Here is a 20,239-nt window from a genome sequence, read left to right as displayed (position 1 = left end):
CAGGCAGAGAGGATCACTTAGTTCTGGATGAAGGTGAGGACGTCCTTGACCGTCTTCAGGTTCTTGAGCTGGTCGTCAGGGATCTCGACGCCGAACTCGTCCTGGGCGGCCACGGCGATCTCGACCATGGACAGGGAGTCGATGTCGAGGTCGTCCACGAAGCTCTTCTCGGGGGTGACCTCGGCGGCGGGGATGCCGGTGATCTCGTTGATGATCTTGCCGAGGCCCTCGAGGATGTCCTGCTCGGTGGCAGCCATGTCGCTAGTTCTCCTTAGTTTTCCTGGGTTCTGCACGGCGTCGCCGTACAAGCTCTGACATGCGTACGGCGCGTGTGCCGTACGCGATCCTATGGAATCTCGATGACCTGTCCCGCATACGTCAGGCCGGCGCCGAAGCCGAGGATGAGCGCGAGCCCGCCCGAGCGGACCTCGCCGCGCTCCAGCATGCGCGAGAGCGCGAGCGGGACCGACGCGGCGGAGGTGTTGCCGGCCGTGACGATGTCGCGGGCGACGACGGCGTTGTCGGCGCCCAGCTTACGGGCGATGGACTCGATGATGCGCAAATTAGCCTGGTGCGGGACGAAGGCGGCAAGCTCGGACGGGTCCACGCCCGCGCGCTCGCACGCCAGCTTGGCGACCGGGTGCAGCGCGGTGGTGGCCCACCGGAACACGGTCTGGCCCTCCTGGCGCAGCGAGTCGTGGCGGTCGGGGATCCTGATGGCTTCGGACTTGTCACCCGAGCTGCCCCAGACGACCGGACCTATGCCTGGCGTGTCCGAGGGGCCGACCACCGCGGCGCCCGCGCCGTCGGCGAAGATCACCGCGGTCGACCGGTCGGTCCAGTCGAGCCACTGTGAGAGCTTCTCCGCGCCGATGACGAGGACGTTCGTGGCCGAGCCGGCGCGGACCGCGGCGTCGGCGGCGGCGAGCGCGTAGCAGAAGCCGGAGCAGGCCGCGTTGACGTCGAACGCGCCCGGGGAGTCGATGCCGAGGCGGTGGGCCACGATGGCCGAGGCGTTGGGGATCTGGCTCTCCAGCGTGCAGGTCGCCACGATCACCAGGTCGATGTCGGCGGCGGACAGGCCGCTGGCGGCCAGCGCCTTGCCGCCCGCCTGGGTGGCCATGTCCTCGAGGGTCTCGCCGTCGGGGGCGACCCGGCGCTCCTTGATGCCGACCCGTGACTGGATCCACTCGTCGTTGGTGTCCATGGTCTTGGCCAGGTCGTCGTTGGTGACGACCTGGGAGGGCTGGTAGTGGCCGAGTGCCAGCACCTTCGCACCAGGCGCGGTGTCGAGAATCCTCACTGGGTCAGCTCCCTGGCGGCGTCGAGATCATCTGGGGTCTTGAGTGCCACGGTCCGCACGCCGCGCAGGCCGCGCTTGGCGAGGCCGGTCAGCGTGCCGCCGGGCAGCAGCTCGATCATCGAGGTGACGCCCAGATCGGCCATGGAGGTCATGCAGGCGTCCCACCTGACGGGACTGCTCACCTGGGCGACCAGGCGGCGCATGAGCTCGGCGCCGTCGGTCACGACCTGGCCGTCGGCGTTGGAGAGCAGCTTGACCCGCGGGTCGGCGGGCTCGACGTGCTGTGCGGCCTCGCGCAGCTGGTCGACCGCCGGGGCCATGTGCACGGTGTGGAAGGCGCCGGCCACGGACAGCGGGATCAGGCGGGCGCGGGCGGGCGCGTCGTCCTTGAACGCGGCCAGCTGCTCCAGCGTGCCGCCGGCGACGATCTGCCCGGCGCCGTTGACGTTGGCGGGCGTCAGCCCGTGCTTGTCGAGGGCGGCGAGCACTTCGGCCTCCACCCCGCCCAGCACCGCCGTCATGCCGGTCGGGGTGACTCCGGCGGCCTTGGCCATGGCCTGGCCGCGCTCGCGCACCAGGGTCAGCGCCTGCTCCGGGGTCAGCACCCCGGCCAGGGCCGCCGTGGCGAACTCGCCGACGCTGTGGCCGGCGAGGAGGTCGGGGGTCACGCCGAGCGCCTCGGCCGACGCCAGCGCGGCGGCCACGAGCAGCGGCTGGGCGATCGCGGTGTCGCGGATCTCGTCGGCCCCGGCGGTCGTGCCGTAGGCGATCAGGTCCAGGCCGGCGACCTCGGACCAGGCGGCCAGCCGGTCGGCGAGACCGGGCAGCTCGAGCCACGGTGTGAGGAAGCCAGGAGTTTGGGCGCCTTGGCCTGGCGCGACGAGTACAAGCACGAACTCAACCCTGCCCTGTAGATGTCCGACACGCTGATGAAGATGTGAACGAACTTTGTCCACGGTGATTTGTAGGAAGCCCACAATAGGGGTTTCGGTAGTCCTACGTTAGGGCGCGCCACGTCTGCGCGCTCTCCGCGAGCCTGCCCAGGATGAGCCCCACCTGGAGGGTGAAGGCGGAGCGGCCCTCCGTCGGCTGGTAGCCGGTCAGCTCGGTGATCTTCTTGAGGCGGTAGCGGACCGTGTTCGGGTGCACGAACAGCAGGCGCGCGGTGGCCTCCAGCGAGGTGCCCTGCTCCAGGTAGGTGGCCAGGGTGTCGAGCAGCGGGGTGCCGGCGAGGGGCAGATAGACGTTCTCGATGAGCTGCTCCCGGGCGTCGCCGTCGCCGTCGAGCGCCCGCTCGGCCAGCAGGTCCTCGGCGTGCACCGGGCGGGGGGCGTCCGGCCAGCCGGAGGCGGCCTGCAGCCCGGCCAGCGCGGCCCTGGCCGACCGGGCGGCGGCGTGCAGGTCGGGCACCTCCGGGCCGATGACGATCGGGCCCTCGCCGAAGCGGGCCACGACCTGCTTGGCCGCGTCGTTCACACTGGTGGCGCCGCCTACGATCACGATCAGCCGGTCTGCCTGCACCCCGGCGAGCAGGTCCATGCCGATGCGGCGGCCCCGCTCGCGCAGCCCGTCGATCACCGCGCGCGGGTCGCCGTCGGGGGCGTGGCCGGCGATGACCACCACCGGGGAGGACGTCCAGCCGAGCGCCGCCGCCCAGGAGTGCAGGCCGTCGTCGACCTCGCCGCGCACCAGGGCGTCCACGATCAGCGCCTCCAGCCTGGCGTCCCAGGCCCCGCGCGCCTCGGCCTCGCGGGCGTAGACGTGCGCGGCGGCGAAGGCCACGTCGCGGGTGTAGCGCAGCATGGCCTGCTGGAGCTGGTCGCCGCCGCCGGGCGCCGCCAGCTCGTCGGTCTGGGCCTCCACCACCTGGACGACGACCCTGACGATGTCGACGGTCTGCTGCAGGGAGATGGACCGCTTCAGCTCGCGCGGCGCGGTGCCGAAGAACTCGATGCTGGGCGTGGGCCGGTCCTCGCCCGCGTGCTGGAACCACTCCACGAACGCGGCGATGCCGGCCTGCGCCACCAGGCCCACCCACGAGCGATCCTCGGCGCTGAGCGCTCGAAACCACGGCAACTGGTCGTCCATACGGGACATGGCCGCCGTGCCGAGCGAGCCCATGGCGCGCTCGAGCCTGCGAGTGGTGTCCTCCCGGGTCCGGTCTGTCACACCTTCTAGAGTGCCAGGTCCGGCTAGATGACCGCGACGGCGGTGATCAGCCCGATCGCCACGTGGGTGACCGCGAGCAGGCGGGCGCCGGGCTGCAGCTCGGGCTCCTTGACCAGGTCACGGACCGAGATGCCCACCACCCGGTCGAACAGCAGCATCGCCAGCGTCTGCACCACGATGCCGACCAGGCCGAACACCGCCGTGCCCGCCAGGCCCTCGGCCAGCCGGCCGCCGGACGACCAGATGGAGGCCGCCACGATCAGGCCGATCGCGGCCATCGCGGAGGCCGCCAGCAACGTGGCGTTGGGGTTGCGCTCGTTGCGGATGACCTCGCTCAGCTTTCCTGGCGTGGCGAGGTCGATCACGTAGAAGCCGACGATCAGCAGGATCACGCCGACGGCGGCGTAGGAGGCGATGGCGCCCGCGCCGCGGACGAGGATCTCCAGGAGGGCGTTCATGATTGCTCGATTCGGTGAGGTACGAAGGACGAGGTGTCGTCGGTGATCAACCCGGTGGTCTCCCTGATGCCCAGCCCCGCGGCCTCGTCGGCGATCACCCAGGCGCCGAGCACGGGTCGCTGGCCGTCGAAGTCGGGCAGCGCCTCGAAGCCCTGGAAGACGAAGCCCTCCTGGCCGTAGGAGCCGGGCGTCTCCTGGCCGCCCGACGGGGTGACGATCCGCATGGAGGAGCCCTCCCGGCCGAGCAGCGGCTTGGCGATGTAGGAGGTCAGGTCGCGGGGGCCGTCGAGGTAGGCGGGCAGCAGGTTGGGATGGCCGGGGAACAGCTCCCACAGCACGGCCAGCAGCGCCTTGTTGGACAGCAGCGCCTTCCACAGCGGCTCGATCCAGGTGCCGTGGCGCACCGCGTGGCGCCCGAAGGGCTCGGCCAGCATCCATTCCCACGGGTAGAGCTTGAAGGCCGAGCGGATCATCCGCTCCTCGACGTCGACGAAGCGGCGGTTGAGGGAGTCCCAGCCGATGTCCTCCATGGCGACCGCGACGGTCTGCAGGCCGGCCTGCTCTGCTGTCTCCTGCAGGTACGCGAGCGTCATCGCCTCCTCGCCCGACTCATCCCGGTTGGTCCAGGCGAAGTGGATCGGCCCCGGCGGCAGCGGCAGCTCCCGCCAGCGGTCGATGAGCCGCTCATGGATGGAGTTCCACTGGTCGTCGCCGGGGTGGGTGTCCTTCAGCCAGAACCACTGCACGACCGACGACTCCAGCAGCGAGGTGGGCGTGTCGGCGTTGTACTCCAGCAGCTTGGCCGGGCCGGTGCCGTCGTAGCGCAGGTCGAAGCGGGCGTACAGATAGGGGTCGCGGCGCTCCCAGGAGCGCGTCACGTCGGGGACGGCCCACTCGGGGATGGCGAAGTCGGCGAAGCGGCCCGTCGAGACGACGTGCTCGGCGGCGCTCAGGCACATGCCGTGGAGCTCCTCGACCTGCTCCTCCAGCGACTCCACCTCCTGCATGGAGAAGGCGTAGTGGACGGACTCGTCCCAGTAGGGCCTGCTCAGGCCTTCGGGGTGGGCCGCACGGTGGTAGGCGAGCCCCTGGCCTTCGATCGTCTTCTCCCAGTCGTCCCTGGGAGTGCCTCGCTCGCGCCGCACGGGTCAGCTTCCTCCGGTGCGGAAGCTGCCGAAGCCGCCTCGCTGGATCTCGCGGCCGGCGCGGGACTTGATGGCGACGTCGGAGGGGCGGTAGCTGGTGCCCGCCCGCACCCGGGTGCCGACGCGGGTGCCGCCGTAGTACCAGATGTAGGCGCCGCGCGAACCGCCGTAGTAGTGGCTGTTGCCGTCGTCGTCCTCGTCGCAGAGGTCCTCGTCCACCACCTGGTAGGAGCCGTCGTCGAACTGCGTGTTCATGTCGACGCAGTCGGCGGTGACCTCCTCGTCGTTCTGGGTGGCGGCGCAGTAGCCGACCACCATGACCGAGACGACGCCGATGACCGTGAGAGTGATCACGTTGGACGCCTTCGACCGCTTCTTCGGGCGATGGGGCTGGTGGGGTGGGGGTGGCGTGTGGGCCATCTAGCTCCTGCTCTCTCCGGCCGGACAGACTATCGGTGGTGGCCTCCGGCATCAATCGACGAGCCGAGCCTTTGGTATTCATGAACGTATGGAACCGGTCGAGGCGTTCCAGGAGATCGCCTTTCTCCTGGAACGGGCGGGAGAGCCCACTTATCGCGTGCGCGCCTTCCGCCGCGCCGCCTCGGTCGTCGCCGACCTGCCCCGCGCGGAGCTGGTACGGCTGGCGGACTCGGGCGGCCTGGCCGGCCTGCCGGGCATCGGCAAGGTGACCGCGCTGGTGATCACCGAGGCGCTGGCCGGTCAGGTGCCGACCTACCTGCGCAGGATGCGGGCCACCGAGGGGGCCGACCTCGACGACGAGACGGCCGCGCTCCTGGCCGCGCTCAAGGGTGATCTGCACAGCCATTCCGACTGGTCCGACGGCGGCTCGCCGATCGAGGAGATGGCCGGCGCCGCGATGGCGCTCGGCCACGAGTACCTGGCGCTGACCGACCACTCGCCGCGCCTGAAGGTGGCCAACGGTCTCCCGGCGGCTCGCCTGCGCGAGCAGCTCGACCGGGTGGACGAGCTCAACCGGCGGCTGGCGCCGTTCCGCGTGCTGACCGGCGTCGAGGTCGACATCGATCTCGACGGCGGCCTGGACCAGGAGCCGGAGCTGCTGGACCGGCTGGACGTGGTGGTGGCCAGCGTGCATTCCAAGCTGCGGATGCCCGGCCCCGAGATGACCCGCAGGATGGTCATGGCGATCGCCGACCCGCGGGTGGACGTGCTGGGCCACTGCACCGGGCGGGTCGTGCGGGCCGGTGGCGCGCGCGGCGAGCGCCGGCCGGAGTCGGAGTTCGACGCCGAGATCGTCTTCGAGGCGTGCCGGAGGTTCGGCGTGGCTGTCGAGATCAACTCCAGGCCCGACCGGCTCGACCCGCCCAAACGGCTGCTGCGCCAGGCCTACGAGCAGGGCTGCGTCTTCGCCGTCAACTCCGACGCGCACGCGCCGGGCCAGCTCGACTGGCAGCGGCACGGCTGCGAGCGGGCGGCGCGCTGCGGGATCGAGCCGGCGCGGATCGTCAACACCTGGCCGCTGGAGGAGCTGCTGACCTGGACGCGATGACGCTGTATCGCCTGCGCGCACGCGATTGTCGGTGGCCGGGCGTACCGTCGCAGATGTGAACCGCACCGACCGGCTCTACGCGCTCGTCGAGGACCTGCGCGCCATCGCGCCGCGCCGCCGTTCGGCCCGCGAGCTCGCCGCCCGGTTCGAGGTCAGCGTGCGCACGATCGAGCGCGACATCACCGCGCTGCAGGAGTCGGGGGTGCCGATCTACGCCGAGGCCGGGCGCACCGGCGGCTACACCCTCGACAAGAAGATGTCCCTCCCGCCGCTCAACTTCACCCCCGCCGAGGCGGTGGCCATCGCCGTGGCGCTCGGCCGGGCGGGGGACCAGCCGTTCGGCAGGCAGGCGCGCAGCGCGTTACGCAAGGTGGTCGCCGCCATGCCCGGCACCGAGGGCGAGCTCGCCAGGGAGCTGGCCCGCCGGGTGCTCGTCGCCGAGCCGCCCGAGCCGGCCGGCGGGATCCGGCCGCTCGGCGCGGAGGGCGTCTCCCGCGCGATCGAGGAGGCGCTGCTGCGCCGCCGCGTGCTCCGGCTGGAGTACGCCGACGCCAAGGGGGCGCTGACCTCCCGTGACGTCGAGCCGGGCGTGTTCCTGGGCGGCCGGGGCGGGTTCTGGTATCTGGTGGCGTGGTGCCGTCTGCGTGACGACGTGCGCGTCTTCCGGTTCGACCGGATCGCCGCGGCGGCCGTCACCGCCGAGCGCTGCCCGGAGCGGCCGCTGGAAGGGTTCGCGACCGAGGTGCCCGAGATGGTGGTGCACGGCGCCGTTCTCGATTAATTGTTCTAAAACACCGACATAGGGTTGTCGCGCCGGTGTCGCATCATGGCCTGTGTCGAACGCGTCGCGGGCCGGGGGACATGCCTTCCCCGCGCCCCGGGCCCGCTCTCGCGAGTGACCGGTCTGCTCCTGGACTCGCCGCCGACCGCCGAGCGGCGGCGCGTCCAGGGCTCACAGCGTGGCCGTCCGCAGCCACCGCTCCAGCAGCGCCCGGTCGCCGTGCACGGTCAGCCCGTCGGCCGGGCGGCGCCCGTACACCAGGAGCAGCAGGTCGGCGGCCGGCGCGGGCACCGCCGCGTCCCCCTTGGCGCGCCCGCGCTCCCAGGAGATCCCGCCGTCGGCGGCCGGGACGAACGTCCACTCGCCCGGCGTGTCCGTGGCGTGCAGGTGGAAGGTGGCGCCCGCCATGCCGTCCAGCGCGGCCAGGCGTCTGGTCACCCAGCCGGCGGACGACAGGTTGCCGAGGAATTCCTCCACGCCGTCGGCCGCGACCGCCGGCTCGACGACCGGCTCGAGGCCGGCCGCGAGCTCGGCGTCGACCCGGTGCACGACCAGCTCGTACGCCATCCGCCGGGCCCACCAGCCGGCCCGGCCGCCGGGCCCCCAGGTCCACAGCGGCGTGTCCGGGTCGGTCGCGCGCAGCGTCCGGACCATCTCCGCCATCCCGGAGGTGAGCCACGCGTGGTCGCCATGCTCGCCCTCGGCCAGGCCGTTGGGCACGTCCCGCGACCGGACGGGCTCCTGGGCGCGCGTCGTCACCAGGTGGGTCACCCACCGGTGCAGCGTGCCGAGGTGCGTGATGAGGTCCGCGAGGGTCCAGCCGGGGCAGGTCGGCAGCGGTGTCTCCGGCGCCGTGGTCAGCTCGGCCAGGCGCGCGGTCTCGTTCTCGATGAGCGCGAAGTAGTCCGTCACCCGGCCGAGCCTAGGCGGCCGCGCAACTGGCGCCTCGCTCGGGCAGCTTGCCCTTGATCAGATAGTCGTCCACGAGCCGGGCGACGCACTTGTTGCCCGACAGGTAGGCGCCGTGCCCCTCGCCCTGGTAGGTGACGAGCGTGGCCGTCTTGAGCTGGGCGGTCAGCTTGGGCGCCCACTGGAAGGGGGTGGCGGGGTCGTTCTTGCCGCCCACCACCAGGATCGGCGCCGAGCCGGTCGCGTTCACCCGGGTGGCCTCGTCGCTGCCCTTGGTCGGCCACACCCGGCACAGCCCGCCGGACCCCTCGCTGCCGAACAGCGGCGAGATCTTCATCGCGGCGTCCTGCGTGCGCCGCAGCATGGCCACGCTAGGACGCTCGGTGGTGTCCACGCAGGTGATCGCCGGGAAGCTGGTCATCTGCGTGGAGTAGGTGCCGTCCGGGCGGCGGCCGGTGTAGGAGTCGGACAGGTAGAGCAGCGCCGAGCCGTCGCCCTGGAGCGCCTGGCCGAGCGCGTTGCCCAGCAGCGGCCAGGTGAGCTCCGAGTAGAGGGCGGCCGCGACGCCGGTGACCGCCAGGCCCTGGGTGAGCTCCCGCTGTCCCACCTTGATCGGCTGCTTGGTCAGCTGGTTCATCAGCCGCTCCACGTTGGCGTTGGCGGCGGCGACGCTCTCGCCGACCTCGCACCGCTCCCTGACGCACGCCTTCAGGAAGCTCTCGTACGTCCTCTGGAAGCCACGTGTCTGGGCCAGCGTGCGCTCCCTGAACCCGACCCTCGGGTCCAGCGGCGCGTCGAGCACCATCCGGCCCACGTTGCCGGGGAACTGCGTGGCGTAGACCGCGCCGAGCTGCGTGCCGTACGACATGCCGACGTAGTTGAGCTTCTCCTCGCCGAGGGCGGCGCGGATGCGGTCCATGTCGCGGGAGGCGCTGGCAGTGCCGACGAACGGCAGGATCTCGCCCGCGTCGCGGCCGCACAGCTCGGCGAACCTCTTGTTGGCCGCGTCGACCTTCGCGCGGGTCTCCGCGTTGACGGGCAGCGTGTCCATCGCGGTGTAGGCGTCCAGGTCGGCGGGGCTGCCGCAGCGTACGCCGGAGCTGCGCTCGACGCCGCGCGGGTCGAAGCTGATCAGGTCGTAGCGGGCGCGCAGCGCCGACAGCGACTTGGCCGCCTGGTCCAGCGTGTCCACGCCGGAGGCTCCCGGGCCGCCGAAGTTGAACAGCAGCGAGCCGATCCGGTTCTTCTTGTCGGTCGCCGCTAGCTTGATCAACGCGAGGTCGATCCGCTCGCCGTCCGGCGCGCCGTAGTCCAAGGGCACCGAGAGTTTCCCGCACCGCACGGTGGGATCCTGCCGGGCCGGCGGTTCGCCGTCGGGACGGGTGAGATCCGTGCACGGACCCCAGGCGATCTTCTCCGTCTCGGGCACCACATCGGCGGCCGGCTTGGCCGGGCTCGCACAGGCGGTGGCCGTCACGGCCAGGGCGGCAGCGGCAAGGACGCGGCGCATACGACTCTTCCCCTCATCGGCACAGGGGGAGGTAGTGCCCACAATACGTGAGCGTTCACGTAAGTGAGGGTGACGACGCGTACAACAGCGGCCCCTCGCGAAGTCTCTTCGCGAGGGGCCGCCGTGACGGACGGGTCAGATGCCCATGTCAGATGCCCATCGACTGCGTGTCGTTGCTCTCGGCGCCACCGGCCTCGGTCACGCCGTTCTTGAGGTGGTAGCGGGCGATCGCCTCGCGCAGCACCTCGCCGTCGAGCTCGCCCCGCTTGACCAGGCTGGTCAGCACGGCCAGCGTGATGGAGGCGGCGTCCACGTGGAAGTGGCGGCGCAGCGCCGAGCGGGTGTCGGACAGGCCGAACCCGTCGGTGCCCAGCGAGGACCAGTCACCCGGCACCCACTGCGCGATCTGGTCCTGCACGGCCTTCATGTAGTCGCTGACGCCCACGATCGGCCCCGACGCCTGGGACAGCGCCTGGGTGACGTACGGCACCCGCGGCTCGGCGTCCGGGTTGAGCAGGTTGTGCTCGTCGCAGGCCAGCGCCTCGCGGCGCAGCTCCGCCCAGGACGTCGCCGACCAGACGGTGGCCGAAACGCCCCAGTCCTCGGCCAGCAGCCGCTGCGCCTCCATCGCCCACGGGCCCGCCACGCCCGAGGACAGGATGTTGGCCTTCGGCCCCTGCGTCTGCGGGCCCTCGGCGAACCGATAGAGGCCCTTGAGCAGCGCCTGCAGATCGAGGTCGGCGGGCTGGGCGGGCTGCAGGTAGGGCTCGTTGTAGACGGTCAGGTAGTAGAAGACGTCCTCCGGCTGCTCGCCGTACATCCGCCGCAGGCCGTCCTGGACGATGTACGCCACCTCGAACGCCCAGGACGGGTCGTAGGAGATCGCGGCCGGGTTGGTCGAGGCGATCAGCGGCGACTGGCCGTCCTCGTGCTGCAGGCCCTCGCCGTTGAGCGTGGTGCGGCCGGCGGTGGCGCCCAGCAGGAACCCGCGGGTCATCTGGTCGGCCATCTGCCACATCTGGTCGCCGGTGCGCTGCCAGCCGAACATCGAGTAGAAGATGTAGATCGGGATCATGTGCTCGCCGTGCGTGGCGTAGGCCGAGCCGGCCGCGATCGCCGAGGCCATCGAGCCCGACTCGGTGATGCCCTCGTGCAGGATCTGCCCCTGCACCGCCTCCTTGTACGACAGCAGCAGCTCCCGGTCGACGGCCTCGTAGTTCTGGCCGTGCGGGGAGTAGATCTTCGCCGTCGGGAACATCGCGTCGAGACCGAACGTGCGCGCCTCGTCCGGGATGATCGGCACGAACCGGTGGCCGATCTCCTTGTCGCGCATGAGGTCCTTCAGCACGCGGACGAAGGCCATCGTGGTGGCCACCTGCTGCTTGCCGGAGCCCTTGCGGAAGCCCTGGTAGATCTCGTCGCCGGGGAGCTTGACCGGCTTGGCGCGCATGACCCGCTTGGGCAGCACGCCGCCGAGCGCCGCGCGGCGCTCCTTCATGTACTCGATCTCGGGGTCGTGCTCGCCCGGGTGGAAGTACGGGGGCAGCTCGCCTTCGAGCGCGGAGTCGGGGATCGGCAGGTAGAGCCGGTCGCGGAACTCCTTGAGCTCGGCCTTGGTGAGCTTCTTCATCTGGTGCGTGGCGTTGCGCGCCTCGAAGTCCTTGCCGAGCGTCCAGCCCTTGATGGTCTGGGCCAGGATCACCGTCGGCTGGCCGACGTGCTCACGGGCGGCCTTGAACGCGGCGTAGACCTTGCGGTAGTCGTGACCGCCGCGCGACAGCTTGCGGATGTCGTCGTCGGTCAGGTGCTCGACCATCTTGCGCAGGCGCGGGTCGCCGCCGAAGAAGTTGTCGCGGATGTAGCCGCCCGACTCGACGGAGTAGGTCTGGAACTGGCCGTCGGGGGTGGTGTTCATCTGGTTGACCAGCACACCGTCGACGTCCGCGGCGAGCAGCGGGTCCCAGTCGCGGCCCCAGACGACCTTGATGACGTTCCAGCCGGCGCCCCGGAAGTAGGACTCCAGCTCCTGAATGATCTTGCCGTTGCCGCGTACGGGGCCGTCGAGCCGCTGCAGGTTGCAGTTGATGACGAAGGTGAGGTTGTCGAGCTCCTCGCGCGAGGCCAGGCCGATCGCGCCGAGCGACTCGGGCTCGTCCATCTCGCCGTCGCCCAGGAACGCCCAGACGTGGCTGCGGCTGGTGTCCTTGATCTGGCGGTTGAGCAGGTAGCGGTTGAACCGCGCCTGGTAGATCGCGCCGATCGGGCCCAGGCCCATCGAGACGGTCGGGAACTCCCAGAAGTCAGGCATCAGCCGCGGGTGCGGGTAGGAGGGCAGGCCGTGGAAGCCGTGCGACAGCTCCTGGCGGAAGGCGTCGAGCTGCCCCTCGTTGAGCCGGCCCTCCAGGAAGGCGCGGGCGTAGATGCCCGGCGCCGCGTGGCCCTGGAAGAAGACCTGGTCGCCCGACTCGCCGTGGTCCTTGCCGCGGAAGAAGTGGTTGAAGCCCACTTCGTAGAGCGACGCGGCCGAGGCGTAGGTGGCGATGTGGCCGCCCACGTTGGTGCGGGCGTTGGCGCGCGTCACCATGATCGCGGCATTCCAGCGGATGTAGGCCCGGATGCGCCGCTCGACGTGCTCGTCGCCGGGGAACCAGGGCTCACGCTCCGGCGGGATCGTGTTGATGTAGTCGGTGCTGCGCAGGCCCGGCACGCCGACCTGGTGCTCGCGGGCCCGCTCCAGCATGCGGAGCATCAGGTAACGGGCTCTCGTGCGGCCCTCCGTCTTGACGACGTTGTCGAGGGACTCGAGCCACTCGTTGGTCTCACTGGGGTCGACATCAGGCAGCTGGCTGGGTAGGCCGTCGCTGATGATCGAGAAACGCTGGCGTCCGGAAGCCACTGGGTCTCGCCTTCCGAGGATGACTGATGTCTGGTCTGGGTCGCTTTCCATCCTGGTCGCTAGTCGTAGAAAGTGCATCTCTACTGGCGAGTAACCAGGGTGCCCCTGCAGGCAGGGGTGTCACAGGTGGCCTAGTCCACCGATGGTAGGACGAATCACGGCCTAGGTTACCGCCGCATCTCAATTTAACAAGAACAGAAAAGCTACGAAATTTTGCCTACACGTCTTCGAGTATCCCCCGGCCCGGTTCGCGCGTCACATCCGGGCCGCCGGAGTCTAGCCGCGCCCCCGCTGATCAGGCGCTCCGGGGTGCCGCCCCGGTCGCGGGACGGCGCGGGGACGTCGTGGGGACCGGGGTCCACGGTCTCGTCCTGCCCGCGTGACGGCCCGGCATTCCGCCTTGCGCGGAACTTGCCAGCAGACTCGCAGGAATCGGCCGGCTCGGTAACGGTTTGGTCATCAATCCTTGTCGCCTCCGGGAGGGCCGGCCTCTTCTCGTACGGCACTCGACGTACGAATCTGGAGGTATGAAGGCGACGCTAGGCGACCGGCTCGTGGTGCACGGGAACACCGTCGGCGAACGGGACCGGAGCGGAATCATCATCGAGATCCAGGGCCCCGGCGGCGGGCCTCCGTACCTGGTGCGATTCGACGACGGGCACACCACGCTGGTGTTTCCCGGCCCTGACGCCGTGGTCATGCATACATAGGATCTCCGTGTGAGATCTGAACTCATCTCGGTGGCCACCGGTTCACGGGAGACGGTGCACGACATCACTCGCGAATGCGCGGAATTCGTCCGTACGCAGGGCGAGGACGGGCTGCTGCACGTCTTCGTCCCGCACGCGACGGCCGGAGTCGCGCTGCTGGAGCTCGGCTCCGGCAGCGACGACGATTTGCTTTCAGCGCTGGGCGAACTCCTGCCCGCCGACGACCGGTGGCGCCACGCCCACGGCTCGGCAGGGCACGGCAGGTCGCACGTCATGCCCGCGCTGATCCCGCCGTATGCCACGATCCCCGTCCTGGGTGGGAGACTGGCCCTGGGCACGTGGCAATCAGTGGCCCTCGTGGACCTCAATGTCGACAACCGGCAACGCCAGGTTCGGCTGTCGTTTCTGTCGGATTGATTCTGGCCGAGTACGGCCGTACCCGTGGCGACCGTTGACGACCGAGGGTCACAGCGTGTGGACTGTCCCGAAGCGATAAACCGCATAAGCGGGGCCACTCAAGCAGGAGGGATAAACGTGAGCGCGACCGCGGGTCAGGCGCAGGGCGAGCGCGGCCTGGCCGAACGACTTGGCCTCAAGGCGGGTCAGGTGGTGCAGGAGATCGGTTGGGACGAGGACGTCGACGACGAGCTTCGGGATTCCATCGAGAGCCTCACCGGCAACGATCTGCTGGACGAAGAGACCGACGACGTCGTCGACGTGGTGCTGCTGTGGTGGCGTGACGGCGACGGAGACCTCTTCGACGTTCTGACCTCCGCGATGCGAGCACTCGCCGAGGGCGGTCAGATCTGGCTGCTGACTCCAAAGGCCGGGCGTGACGGCCACGTGGAGCCGAGCGACATCGGGGAGGATGCCACGACCGCCGGTCTTTCACAGACCAGCAGCATCTCCGCCGCACCCGACTGGTCAGGGACCAGGCTCGTCGCGCCGAAGGGCCGACGGTAAGGAGCACGAGCGTCAGGCGTACGGCAGGATGAGACGCGTGAACGCGCATCCTGTCGAGGTCGGTGCCCAGGCTCCGGATTTCGAGCTGCGGGACCAGCACGGCACTCCGGTGAGACTTTCTCAGTTCCGGGGCAGGGAGGTCGTGCTGGTCTTCTACCCGCTTGCCTTCAGCGGGGTATGTCACGGTGAGCTGACAGCGCTGCGCGCGTTCCAGGCCGACGCGCAGCTGCTCACCGTCTCGGTGGACTCCCTGTTCACCCACCGTGCCTGGGCGGATCAGGAGGGTTTTTCTTTCCCTCTACTCTCCGATTTCTGGCCACATGGACAGGTCGCGCGGGCGTACGGTGTCCTCGATGAGGCGAAGGGCGTCGCGCGCCGGGGGACTTTCATCCTCGACGGCGAGGGCGTGATCCGCTGGTCGGTGGTCAACCCGACCGGCCAGGCGCGTGACGTCGCCGACTACCTCAAGGCACTCGCCGACATTTCGTAACGGAGGCAACGATGCCCTGCTACCGCTGCGGGGCCCGGCAGACCGATCCGGTCCGAGGCGCCAGTCCATGGAAGCGCGGCGTGCGCCGCGAGACGCAGGTGCTGATCTGCCCGGACTGCCAGCGACTGCACGGCCTGGACCTGGAGGCGTGCGAGACCTGCGGGTCCACGACGCTGATCTGCCGGCTCGGTGAGGTGGAGTGCCGCTCGTGCGGCTCCGTACGGCCGGCCCGCTCGGACTCCCTCGTGGGGTCGGAGATGAGCACGCCCCCGGGGCTACCGGGGCTTTCGGCCGAGGTGGAGGCCGCACTCAACAGGGTGCTCGGCCGCGCCTGACACCCCGGGCCTTTCCGGACATTTGCTGAGCTGCGATATCGTCTCGTTCCGTGTCCTCTACTTCGTTCGTCGTCGCGCTGGACGTCGGTGGCACGTCCATGAAGGGCGGCCTGGTCAGTGAGTCGGGCGCGGTGCTGCTGTCGGAGCGGCGGCACACCCCCCGCTCCGAGGGCCCGGAGGCGGTCGTCACCGCCATCCGCGACTTCATCGGCCACCTCGCCACCTCCGGCGACGGCACGCCCGCAGGCGTGGGCCTGGCCGTGCCCGGCCTGGTCTCCGAGGACACCGCCATCTACGCCGCCAACCTGGGCTGGCGCGACATCCCCGCCAAGGACTTCACCGACCTCGACGCCCCGGTCATGCTCGGCCACGACGTCCGCACCGGCGGCCTCGCCGAGAACGTCCTCGGAGCGGGACGAGGGGTCGCCGACTTCCTCTTCCTCCCCATCGGCACCGGCATCGCCGGCGCCATGATCGTGAACGGCGAGCCGTACGGCGGCACCTCCGGCTGGGGCGGCGAGATCGGGCACATCCCCGTCTTCCCCGACGGCGAGCAGTGCGCCTGCGGCCAGTTCGGCTGCCTGGAGACCTATGCCTCGGCCGCCTCCGTGGGCAGGCGCTACAGCCAGCGCGCGGGCCTGGAGGACGTACGGGCCGAGCAGGTGGTCACCTCCGACGACCCGGTGGCCATCGAGGTCTGGGACGAGGCCGTGGAGGCCCTCTCGCTCGCCCTGGCCACCTACACCCTCCTGCTGGACCCGTCCATGATCGTCCTTGGCGGAGGGCTCGCCGAGGCGGGGCCCGCGCTTTTTGACCCGGTTCGTACGCGCCTCGTCAAGCGCCTGGCCTTCCGTGACGCGCCACCGTTGCTTCCCGCCGCCCTCGGGGTGGACGCCGGGATGCTGGGGGCGGCACTGCTGGGGTGGCGGGCGGCGGGGCGGCCTGAACTGGGGGCGGGGTGGGAAGTGGAGGTGCGGTCGGCGCCCTTGGTGTCGTAAGGTGTAGTGCCGATCAGGGGCGGTTAGCTCAGGGGTAGAGCACTCGCCTTACAAGCGAGGGGTCACTGGTTCGAAACCAGTACCGCCCACCTTGGATACTCTGACCAGCCATAATCTGCTTACCTCTGGCAGATTTCTGGCTGTCATCCCGTAGTACAGCGCTTAGTGCCCCATAAACTTTCGCGCATGCTCCCGGCCTTAGAAACGGACATTGGTCCCTTCGCCCGGCACCTCCGAGCGGAAAACAAGAGCGAGAACACCGTAACGATCTACACCGGGGCGGCGCGCAAGCTCGCCCACTGGCTGTCCGACAACCGCGCCGACGAGATCACCGCGTGGGAAGACGTGCGCGCCGAACACATCCAGGACTGGATCATCTCCATCCTGGAGAAGAAATCCGCCGGCTACGCCAACAACCTCTACCGCTCCGTCCAGCAGTTCTTCAAATGGTGGGCGGCCTGGACGGAAGAGCCGAACCCGATGGCCGGACTCCGGCCGCCGATGGTCCCAGAGCAAGAGGTGCCGGTTCTACGCAAGGAGCAGCTCGGCGCGCTCCTCAAGGACTGCTCCGGCAAAAGCTTCGTGGACCGGCGAGACCTGTGCATCCTCTACCTGTTCATGGACACCGGGATCCGCCGCGCAGAGATGGCCGCCATCAAAGTGGAGGATCTCGATCTGGAGATGCGGGAGGTCACGGTCCACGGCAAAGGACGGCGGAACCGGGTGGTGAGTTACGGACGCAAGACGGCCGTCGCGCTCGACCGGTATCTGCGGGACCGGTCGAAGCAGCGGCTCGCCGACTCGCCGAAGCTGTGGCTGGCGGAGAAGCATCGGGGCTCACTCACCAGGTGGGGCATCTACGAGATGCTCAAGCGCCGCGGGCGGGCCGCTGGGGTGCCGGAGCTGTACCCGCATCTGCTGCGGCACTCGTGGGCGCATTACAAGAAGCTCTGCATTTCTGAGGAGGAGCTGATGCGGCTGGCGGGGTGGCGGTCGCGTCAGATGCTGGACCGGTACGCGGCTTCGACGGCGAGCGAGCGTGCGAGGGATGCCGGACGGCGGACGGCGCTGAGTGATGAGTTGTGATGTCTGAGTAGCTGCTGGCAATCTATGATCAGCCAGTGACACCACGCGATTGATTAGCTACGATCCGAGATCAATGACTGCCCCATCTGGGAACAAAGGGCTCACGGACGCCGCATCGGTCCAGTAGCCAGTCCCGAGGCGCAGCAAGCTGGACCGATGCGGTCCCGCAAGGGGAAAGGGGATCCCGATAGAGACGCTACCGGGATCCCCGGCCCCTCTTGGGTGCATCGTCGCACTTCCCCTCAGTTCGCGGTCTCGTCAGAACTTGGCGGTACCGACTCGGCGACGAAGCTCCCCAGGTGTGGCACGGTCGTGATCAACCCTTCCTCCCGCAGGGCCTTGATGGCCTTGCGGACAGTGTTGCGCGCAACCCCGAACTCTTCCACCAGAGTGGTCTCACTTGGCAGCACCTGGCCACTTCTGTATGTGCCCCTGGCGATGCGGGCCTTCAGTTCGTCTCGGATCTGCGCCCACACGTAGGCGTTCGGTCGGAAGTCGATCACGCGAGAACGTTAAGCGATCATGGTCACGCTTGCTCAAGCGGCTACGCGCGTGCACGAGCGCGCACGAGCGCGTACAAGCGGGTCGTACGTGCGTTCGGATCATCCGACATGCTGGCTTGAAGGTAAGGCTTGCGTCACCACGCCGCCGGGCTGCGGAAACTTAGGTAATCCTACTTTTAACTATCGCCGCAGGTGAACGTGAGGATGGGTCGAGTCAGGAAATTTGACCAGGTCGAAATGATAATGGTCAGTAAGAAACAGTCGCTCGCCTGGTTCCATAAGTCGCATACCTGACCTACAGTCACCATGCTGCCGTGAACCTCGGGAAAAGGTATGTCGCAGTATGGCCGTCGCAACTGCGTCAGGACGGGCCACGAAGGGGTGGACGTGAAAGAACGCACTACGCGTTGGAGCGTGACAGGAGCCGCCGGAGTGATGTGGGGAGCCGTCATCGCCACGGGCGCCGTGATCCAGCCGCACATCCAGGTGTACCAGACGGTATGGCTCGCGACGCTGGTCGCAAGCCTCATCGCCATCGCCTGCTGGCTGGTGCGGCCCGACCATGGCCGGCTCGCCCACCTCAGACTGGAAGGCGCGCTCCGCCGGCTAGAGAACGCAATCAAGGAAGAGCCTGAAGCGGCAAACGACGACAAGGGCGCGCGGGGGCGTAGCCGACTGGAGTCCGTCGCCTGAAGAGGGCTTTCGGTTTACCGGTCCTCGCGACTTTCTTTCCGAATTTCTTGGAGCCCCTCGGCGGCGCTTTCTTCGAGCTTGCGCCGCTGGCGGGCGGAAAGTCGCGGGGATGAGGTAATCCCTTCAAGCTCGCTATGAAAACGAGTAATTGCGTTCTTCGTGGCTTGGGGGAGGTCGCGGACCTCTAGCTCGTCGCGATCCGCCAACCCCGACTCGATGAGAAGCTCTGCCAGTGTTTGCCCGTGGTGGACGCCGATTTCTCGTAGAGCTTCGATGGACGCAGCCAGGTCTGTCAGCGACAGCTTGCGGCGACGCAGCTCCGCCAGAAACCAGCGCTGCACGCCAGGGGTCGTCTCGTCGGAGCCGGCGGCGCCGGAGAGAGAATCGCGGGTGCGATTCTCGTGGGCATCGATTGGCGGCCGGTCCTCAAGGACGAGGTCGACGCTGCCTGGTTCCCACTGGAGTGCGGTCTCGATGCCTCTCTTGGTGAGGGGCATCATGCGGCGAGTCTCCGTGCGGACGGATCTCAACCCTTCCTTGGTCAGCCCCGCCAGCTTGGCCACCTGATTCCAGGTAAGGCGAAGGTGCACGCGGCGTTTCTCCATGACGTTGTGGAGGCGTGCGCGGGCGGCCGGGTCGGTGTCACGCGGGTGCGGCACGTACGCATCATGCCTGACTGGCGATGGCAGGTCTAGGCAGATCAGGCAAGAGCAGTGCAGGTCATGTCACGTTCGTCGCTCTGACATCAGGCGCAACAGGGGCAGCTGAGGCCAGGCAAAGGGCAGATGAAGCAAAATATCTCTTGCTATCTGCCTTGATCTGCCCTAGCTTCTTGCCATGGCCCAACTGACTCAGGCCGATGGAACCAAAATCCGTCGCGAACGCGAACGCCAAGAGCTCACCGTCGATGAACTGGTGGCCAAACTCTTGGACCAGGAAGGGGTCCAGCGGCACCCCGACTACATCCGCAACATCGAACTGGGACACAAGCAGCCGTCCGTGCAACTGCTCGGCAGTATCGCCCGCGTTCTGGGAGTCCCTCGCGGAGCGCTTGAGGGTCACGAGAACCCCAAGCTGCTGCGCCGCAGGAGAGTCGCACGATGACCGCGACCCCTGCGGAGCGTTCTCTCCGAGCCCGCAAAGGCGCCCACACCTCATGGGCCAACACCTCCGACCCGGCCGCGCGCACCAAGCCCGCCCGTGATGGCTTCCTCAAGCGCTTCGAGCAGCAGGTGGACCCCAACAACGAGCTTCCCGCCGCCGAGCGCGAGCGCCGCGCTGGACACCTCCGCAAGGCACACATGCAGGAACTCGCGGCCAAGAGCGCCCAGAAGCGGCGCGAGAACCGCGAGGCCAAGGAGCGGGGGCGTGCGGCGTGACCGCCGCTGAGCGTCTCGGCGCCGCACTCATGACCGCCGGCCTGTCGTACCGACTCTCGGCGCTGTACGAGCTCGACCGTGCCGCCGACGAGGCGGTCTCCACCATCCCCACCCAGCGAGGAGCTCACCATGCTCGATGACGCCGCCCGCGTGTCCCGCTATCTGGACCAGACCAACCGTGGCGACCTCACCCCGCGTCAGCGCCGTCGGGCGGCCAAGAAGCGCCGCAGCCAGTCCAGCGCCGCGTTCGACAAGCGCGCCGTCAAGGCCGCTGAGAAGGCGGACCGGCGCGAGCAGCGCAAGGCGCGCCTGGCCGGGCTGACGCCCGCCGCTTAGACGCAGTGCGGGCCCAGCAGAGGCAACTGCCGGACCCGCGAGATCCC

At 69.2% G+C, this 20,239-nt stretch carries 26 protein-coding genes and 1 tRNA gene; 15 read left to right on the top strand and 12 right to left on the bottom strand.

Annotation, left to right across the window (positions count from 1 at the left end):
* Positions 1–17: 17 nt before the first annotated feature.
* The 7 genes from ACIBQX_RS11925 to ACIBQX_RS11895 all read right to left on the bottom strand — a co-directional run bounded on the left by ACIBQX_RS11925 (position 18) and on the right by ACIBQX_RS11895 (position 5,429).
* Complete coding sequence (locus ACIBQX_RS11925; protein WP_049565669.1) at positions 18–257, bottom strand: acyl carrier protein; 240 nt, start codon at positions 255–257, stop codon at positions 18–20.
* A gap of 89 nt (positions 258–346) precedes the next feature.
* Complete coding sequence (locus ACIBQX_RS11920) at positions 347–1,303, bottom strand: beta-ketoacyl-ACP synthase III (RefSeq protein WP_397003340.1); 957 nt, start codon at positions 1,301–1,303, stop codon at positions 347–349.
* Entirely contained in the window at positions 1,300–2,196 is an 897-nt protein-coding gene (locus ACIBQX_RS11915; RefSeq protein ID WP_397003338.1) for an ACP S-malonyltransferase, read from the bottom strand. The genes ACIBQX_RS11920 and ACIBQX_RS11915 overlap by 4 nt, the downstream gene beginning before the upstream one ends.
* Before the next feature lie 103 nt (positions 2,197–2,299).
* The gene (locus ACIBQX_RS11910; protein ID WP_397003867.1) at positions 2,300–3,424 is read right to left on the bottom strand and encodes a PucR family transcriptional regulator; all 1,125 of its coding nucleotides are present in this window, start codon (positions 3,422–3,424) and stop codon (positions 2,300–2,302) included.
* A 71-nt stretch (positions 3,425–3,495) separates the two neighbouring features.
* Positions 3,496–3,930 carry a DUF350 domain-containing protein gene (locus ACIBQX_RS11905; RefSeq protein ID WP_397003336.1) on the bottom strand — a complete coding sequence of 145 codons (435 nt, stop codon included), beginning with the start codon at positions 3,928–3,930 and terminating at the stop codon, positions 3,496–3,498.
* Complete coding sequence (locus ACIBQX_RS11900) at positions 3,927–5,075, bottom strand: glutathionylspermidine synthase family protein (protein WP_397003334.1); 1,149 nt, start codon at positions 5,073–5,075, stop codon at positions 3,927–3,929. The genes ACIBQX_RS11905 and ACIBQX_RS11900 overlap by 4 nt, the downstream gene beginning before the upstream one ends.
* Before the next feature lie 3 nt (positions 5,076–5,078).
* On the bottom strand, positions 5,079–5,429 hold the full coding sequence (locus ACIBQX_RS11895; RefSeq protein WP_397003332.1) for a hypothetical protein: 351 nt from the start codon (positions 5,427–5,429) through the stop codon (positions 5,079–5,081).
* 154 nt (positions 5,430–5,583) lie between these two features.
* Here ACIBQX_RS11895 and ACIBQX_RS11890 point away from each other — a divergent pair, with 154 nt between their 5' ends.
* Entirely contained in the window at positions 5,584–6,603 is a 1,020-nt protein-coding gene (locus ACIBQX_RS11890; protein ID WP_397003330.1) for a PHP domain-containing protein, read from the top strand.
* Between the two features lie 55 nt (positions 6,604–6,658).
* Positions 6,659–7,384, top strand: coding sequence for a helix-turn-helix transcriptional regulator (locus tag ACIBQX_RS11885; RefSeq protein ID WP_397003328.1), 726 nt, complete (start codon positions 6,659–6,661; stop codon positions 7,382–7,384).
* 171 nt (positions 7,385–7,555) lie between these two features.
* On the opposite strand, the gene ACIBQX_RS11880 is transcribed toward ACIBQX_RS11885, so the two are convergent.
* The 3 genes from ACIBQX_RS11880 to aceE all read right to left on the bottom strand — a co-directional run bounded on the left by ACIBQX_RS11880 (position 7,556) and on the right by aceE (position 12,699).
* The gene (locus tag ACIBQX_RS11880) at positions 7,556–8,296 is read right to left on the bottom strand and encodes a maleylpyruvate isomerase family mycothiol-dependent enzyme (RefSeq protein ID WP_397003326.1); all 741 of its coding nucleotides are present in this window, start codon (positions 8,294–8,296) and stop codon (positions 7,556–7,558) included.
* A gap of 10 nt (positions 8,297–8,306) precedes the next feature.
* Positions 8,307–9,803, bottom strand: a complete 1,497-nt coding sequence (locus tag ACIBQX_RS11875) for an alpha/beta hydrolase (protein ID WP_397003324.1) — start codon at positions 9,801–9,803, stop codon at positions 8,307–8,309.
* A gap of 148 nt (positions 9,804–9,951) precedes the next feature.
* Positions 9,952–12,699, bottom strand: coding sequence for a pyruvate dehydrogenase (acetyl-transferring), homodimeric type (gene aceE / locus ACIBQX_RS11870; protein WP_397003322.1), 2,748 nt, complete (start codon positions 12,697–12,699; stop codon positions 9,952–9,954).
* 527 nt (positions 12,700–13,226) lie between these two features.
* On the opposite strand from aceE, the gene ACIBQX_RS11865 reads away from it, so the two are divergent.
* The 8 genes from ACIBQX_RS11865 (at position 13,227) to ACIBQX_RS11830 (ending at position 17,281) form a co-directional block, all read left to right on the top strand.
* Positions 13,227–13,409 carry a DUF1918 domain-containing protein gene (locus ACIBQX_RS11865; RefSeq protein ID WP_397003320.1) on the top strand — a complete coding sequence of 61 codons (183 nt, stop codon included), beginning with the start codon at positions 13,227–13,229 and terminating at the stop codon, positions 13,407–13,409.
* A 9-nt stretch (positions 13,410–13,418) separates the two neighbouring features.
* Positions 13,419–13,826 carry a secondary thiamine-phosphate synthase enzyme YjbQ gene (locus tag ACIBQX_RS11860; protein ID WP_397003318.1) on the top strand — a complete coding sequence of 136 codons (408 nt, stop codon included), beginning with the start codon at positions 13,419–13,421 and terminating at the stop codon, positions 13,824–13,826.
* A gap of 117 nt (positions 13,827–13,943) precedes the next feature.
* On the top strand, positions 13,944–14,372 hold the full coding sequence (locus ACIBQX_RS11855) for a DUF3052 domain-containing protein (protein ID WP_397003316.1): 429 nt from the start codon (positions 13,944–13,946) through the stop codon (positions 14,370–14,372).
* Between the two features lie 37 nt (positions 14,373–14,409).
* Positions 14,410–14,862, top strand: coding sequence for a peroxiredoxin (locus tag ACIBQX_RS11850; protein ID WP_397003314.1), 453 nt, complete (start codon positions 14,410–14,412; stop codon positions 14,860–14,862).
* A gap of 80 nt (positions 14,863–14,942) precedes the next feature.
* The gene (locus ACIBQX_RS11845) at positions 14,943–15,197 is read left to right on the top strand and encodes a hypothetical protein (RefSeq protein ID WP_397003312.1); all 255 of its coding nucleotides are present in this window, start codon (positions 14,943–14,945) and stop codon (positions 15,195–15,197) included.
* 50 nt (positions 15,198–15,247) lie between these two features.
* Entirely contained in the window at positions 15,248–16,195 is a 948-nt protein-coding gene (locus tag ACIBQX_RS11840) for an ROK family protein (protein WP_397003310.1), read from the top strand.
* A 17-nt stretch (positions 16,196–16,212) separates the two neighbouring features.
* Positions 16,213–16,284: transfer RNA gene (locus ACIBQX_RS11835), tRNA-Val, on the top strand.
* A 97-nt stretch (positions 16,285–16,381) separates the two neighbouring features.
* A complete protein-coding gene (locus tag ACIBQX_RS11830) occupies positions 16,382–17,281 on the top strand; it encodes a tyrosine-type recombinase/integrase (protein WP_397003308.1) in 900 nt (299 codons plus the stop codon).
* 242 nt (positions 17,282–17,523) lie between these two features.
* Here ACIBQX_RS11830 and ACIBQX_RS11825 read toward each other — a convergent pair whose 3' ends face one another.
* Positions 17,524–17,784 (bottom strand): GntR family transcriptional regulator, encoded by a 261-nt coding sequence (locus ACIBQX_RS11825; protein ID WP_397003306.1) that lies wholly within the window; start codon positions 17,782–17,784, stop codon positions 17,524–17,526.
* 387 nt (positions 17,785–18,171) lie between these two features.
* Between ACIBQX_RS11825 and ACIBQX_RS11820 the strand changes: the two genes are divergently transcribed.
* Positions 18,172–18,477: a hypothetical protein gene (locus ACIBQX_RS11820; protein ID WP_397003304.1), complete on the top strand. Its 306-nt coding sequence runs from the start codon at positions 18,172–18,174 to the stop codon at positions 18,475–18,477.
* A gap of 14 nt (positions 18,478–18,491) precedes the next feature.
* On the opposite strand, the gene ACIBQX_RS11815 is transcribed toward ACIBQX_RS11820, so the two are convergent.
* The gene (locus ACIBQX_RS11815) at positions 18,492–19,136 is read right to left on the bottom strand and encodes a hypothetical protein (protein WP_397003302.1); all 645 of its coding nucleotides are present in this window, start codon (positions 19,134–19,136) and stop codon (positions 18,492–18,494) included.
* Between the two features lie 178 nt (positions 19,137–19,314).
* Between ACIBQX_RS11815 and ACIBQX_RS11810 the strand changes: the two genes are divergently transcribed.
* From ACIBQX_RS11810 to ACIBQX_RS11795, 4 genes are read left to right on the top strand one after another with little or no spacing between them, the layout of a single operon-like run.
* Positions 19,315–19,581: a helix-turn-helix domain-containing protein gene (locus ACIBQX_RS11810; RefSeq protein WP_397003300.1), complete on the top strand. Its 267-nt coding sequence runs from the start codon at positions 19,315–19,317 to the stop codon at positions 19,579–19,581.
* Positions 19,578–19,856: a hypothetical protein gene (locus ACIBQX_RS11805; RefSeq protein ID WP_397003298.1), complete on the top strand. Its 279-nt coding sequence runs from the start codon at positions 19,578–19,580 to the stop codon at positions 19,854–19,856. The genes ACIBQX_RS11810 and ACIBQX_RS11805 overlap by 4 nt, the downstream gene beginning before the upstream one ends.
* On the top strand, positions 19,853–19,996 hold the full coding sequence (locus ACIBQX_RS11800) for a hypothetical protein (RefSeq protein ID WP_397003296.1): 144 nt from the start codon (positions 19,853–19,855) through the stop codon (positions 19,994–19,996). Before ACIBQX_RS11805 ends, ACIBQX_RS11800 begins: the two co-directional genes overlap by 4 nt.
* Positions 19,986–20,192 carry a hypothetical protein gene (locus ACIBQX_RS11795; RefSeq protein WP_397003295.1) on the top strand — a complete coding sequence of 69 codons (207 nt, stop codon included), beginning with the start codon at positions 19,986–19,988 and terminating at the stop codon, positions 20,190–20,192. The genes ACIBQX_RS11800 and ACIBQX_RS11795 overlap by 11 nt, the downstream gene beginning before the upstream one ends.
* The last annotated feature ends 47 nt before the right edge of the window (positions 20,193–20,239 follow it).

The organism is Nonomuraea sp. NPDC049714 (assembly GCF_044465295.1).
Lineage (GTDB): Bacteria > Actinomycetota > Actinomycetes > Streptosporangiales > Streptosporangiaceae > Nonomuraea.
This window is presented reverse-complemented; position numbering and strand designations above follow the sequence as displayed.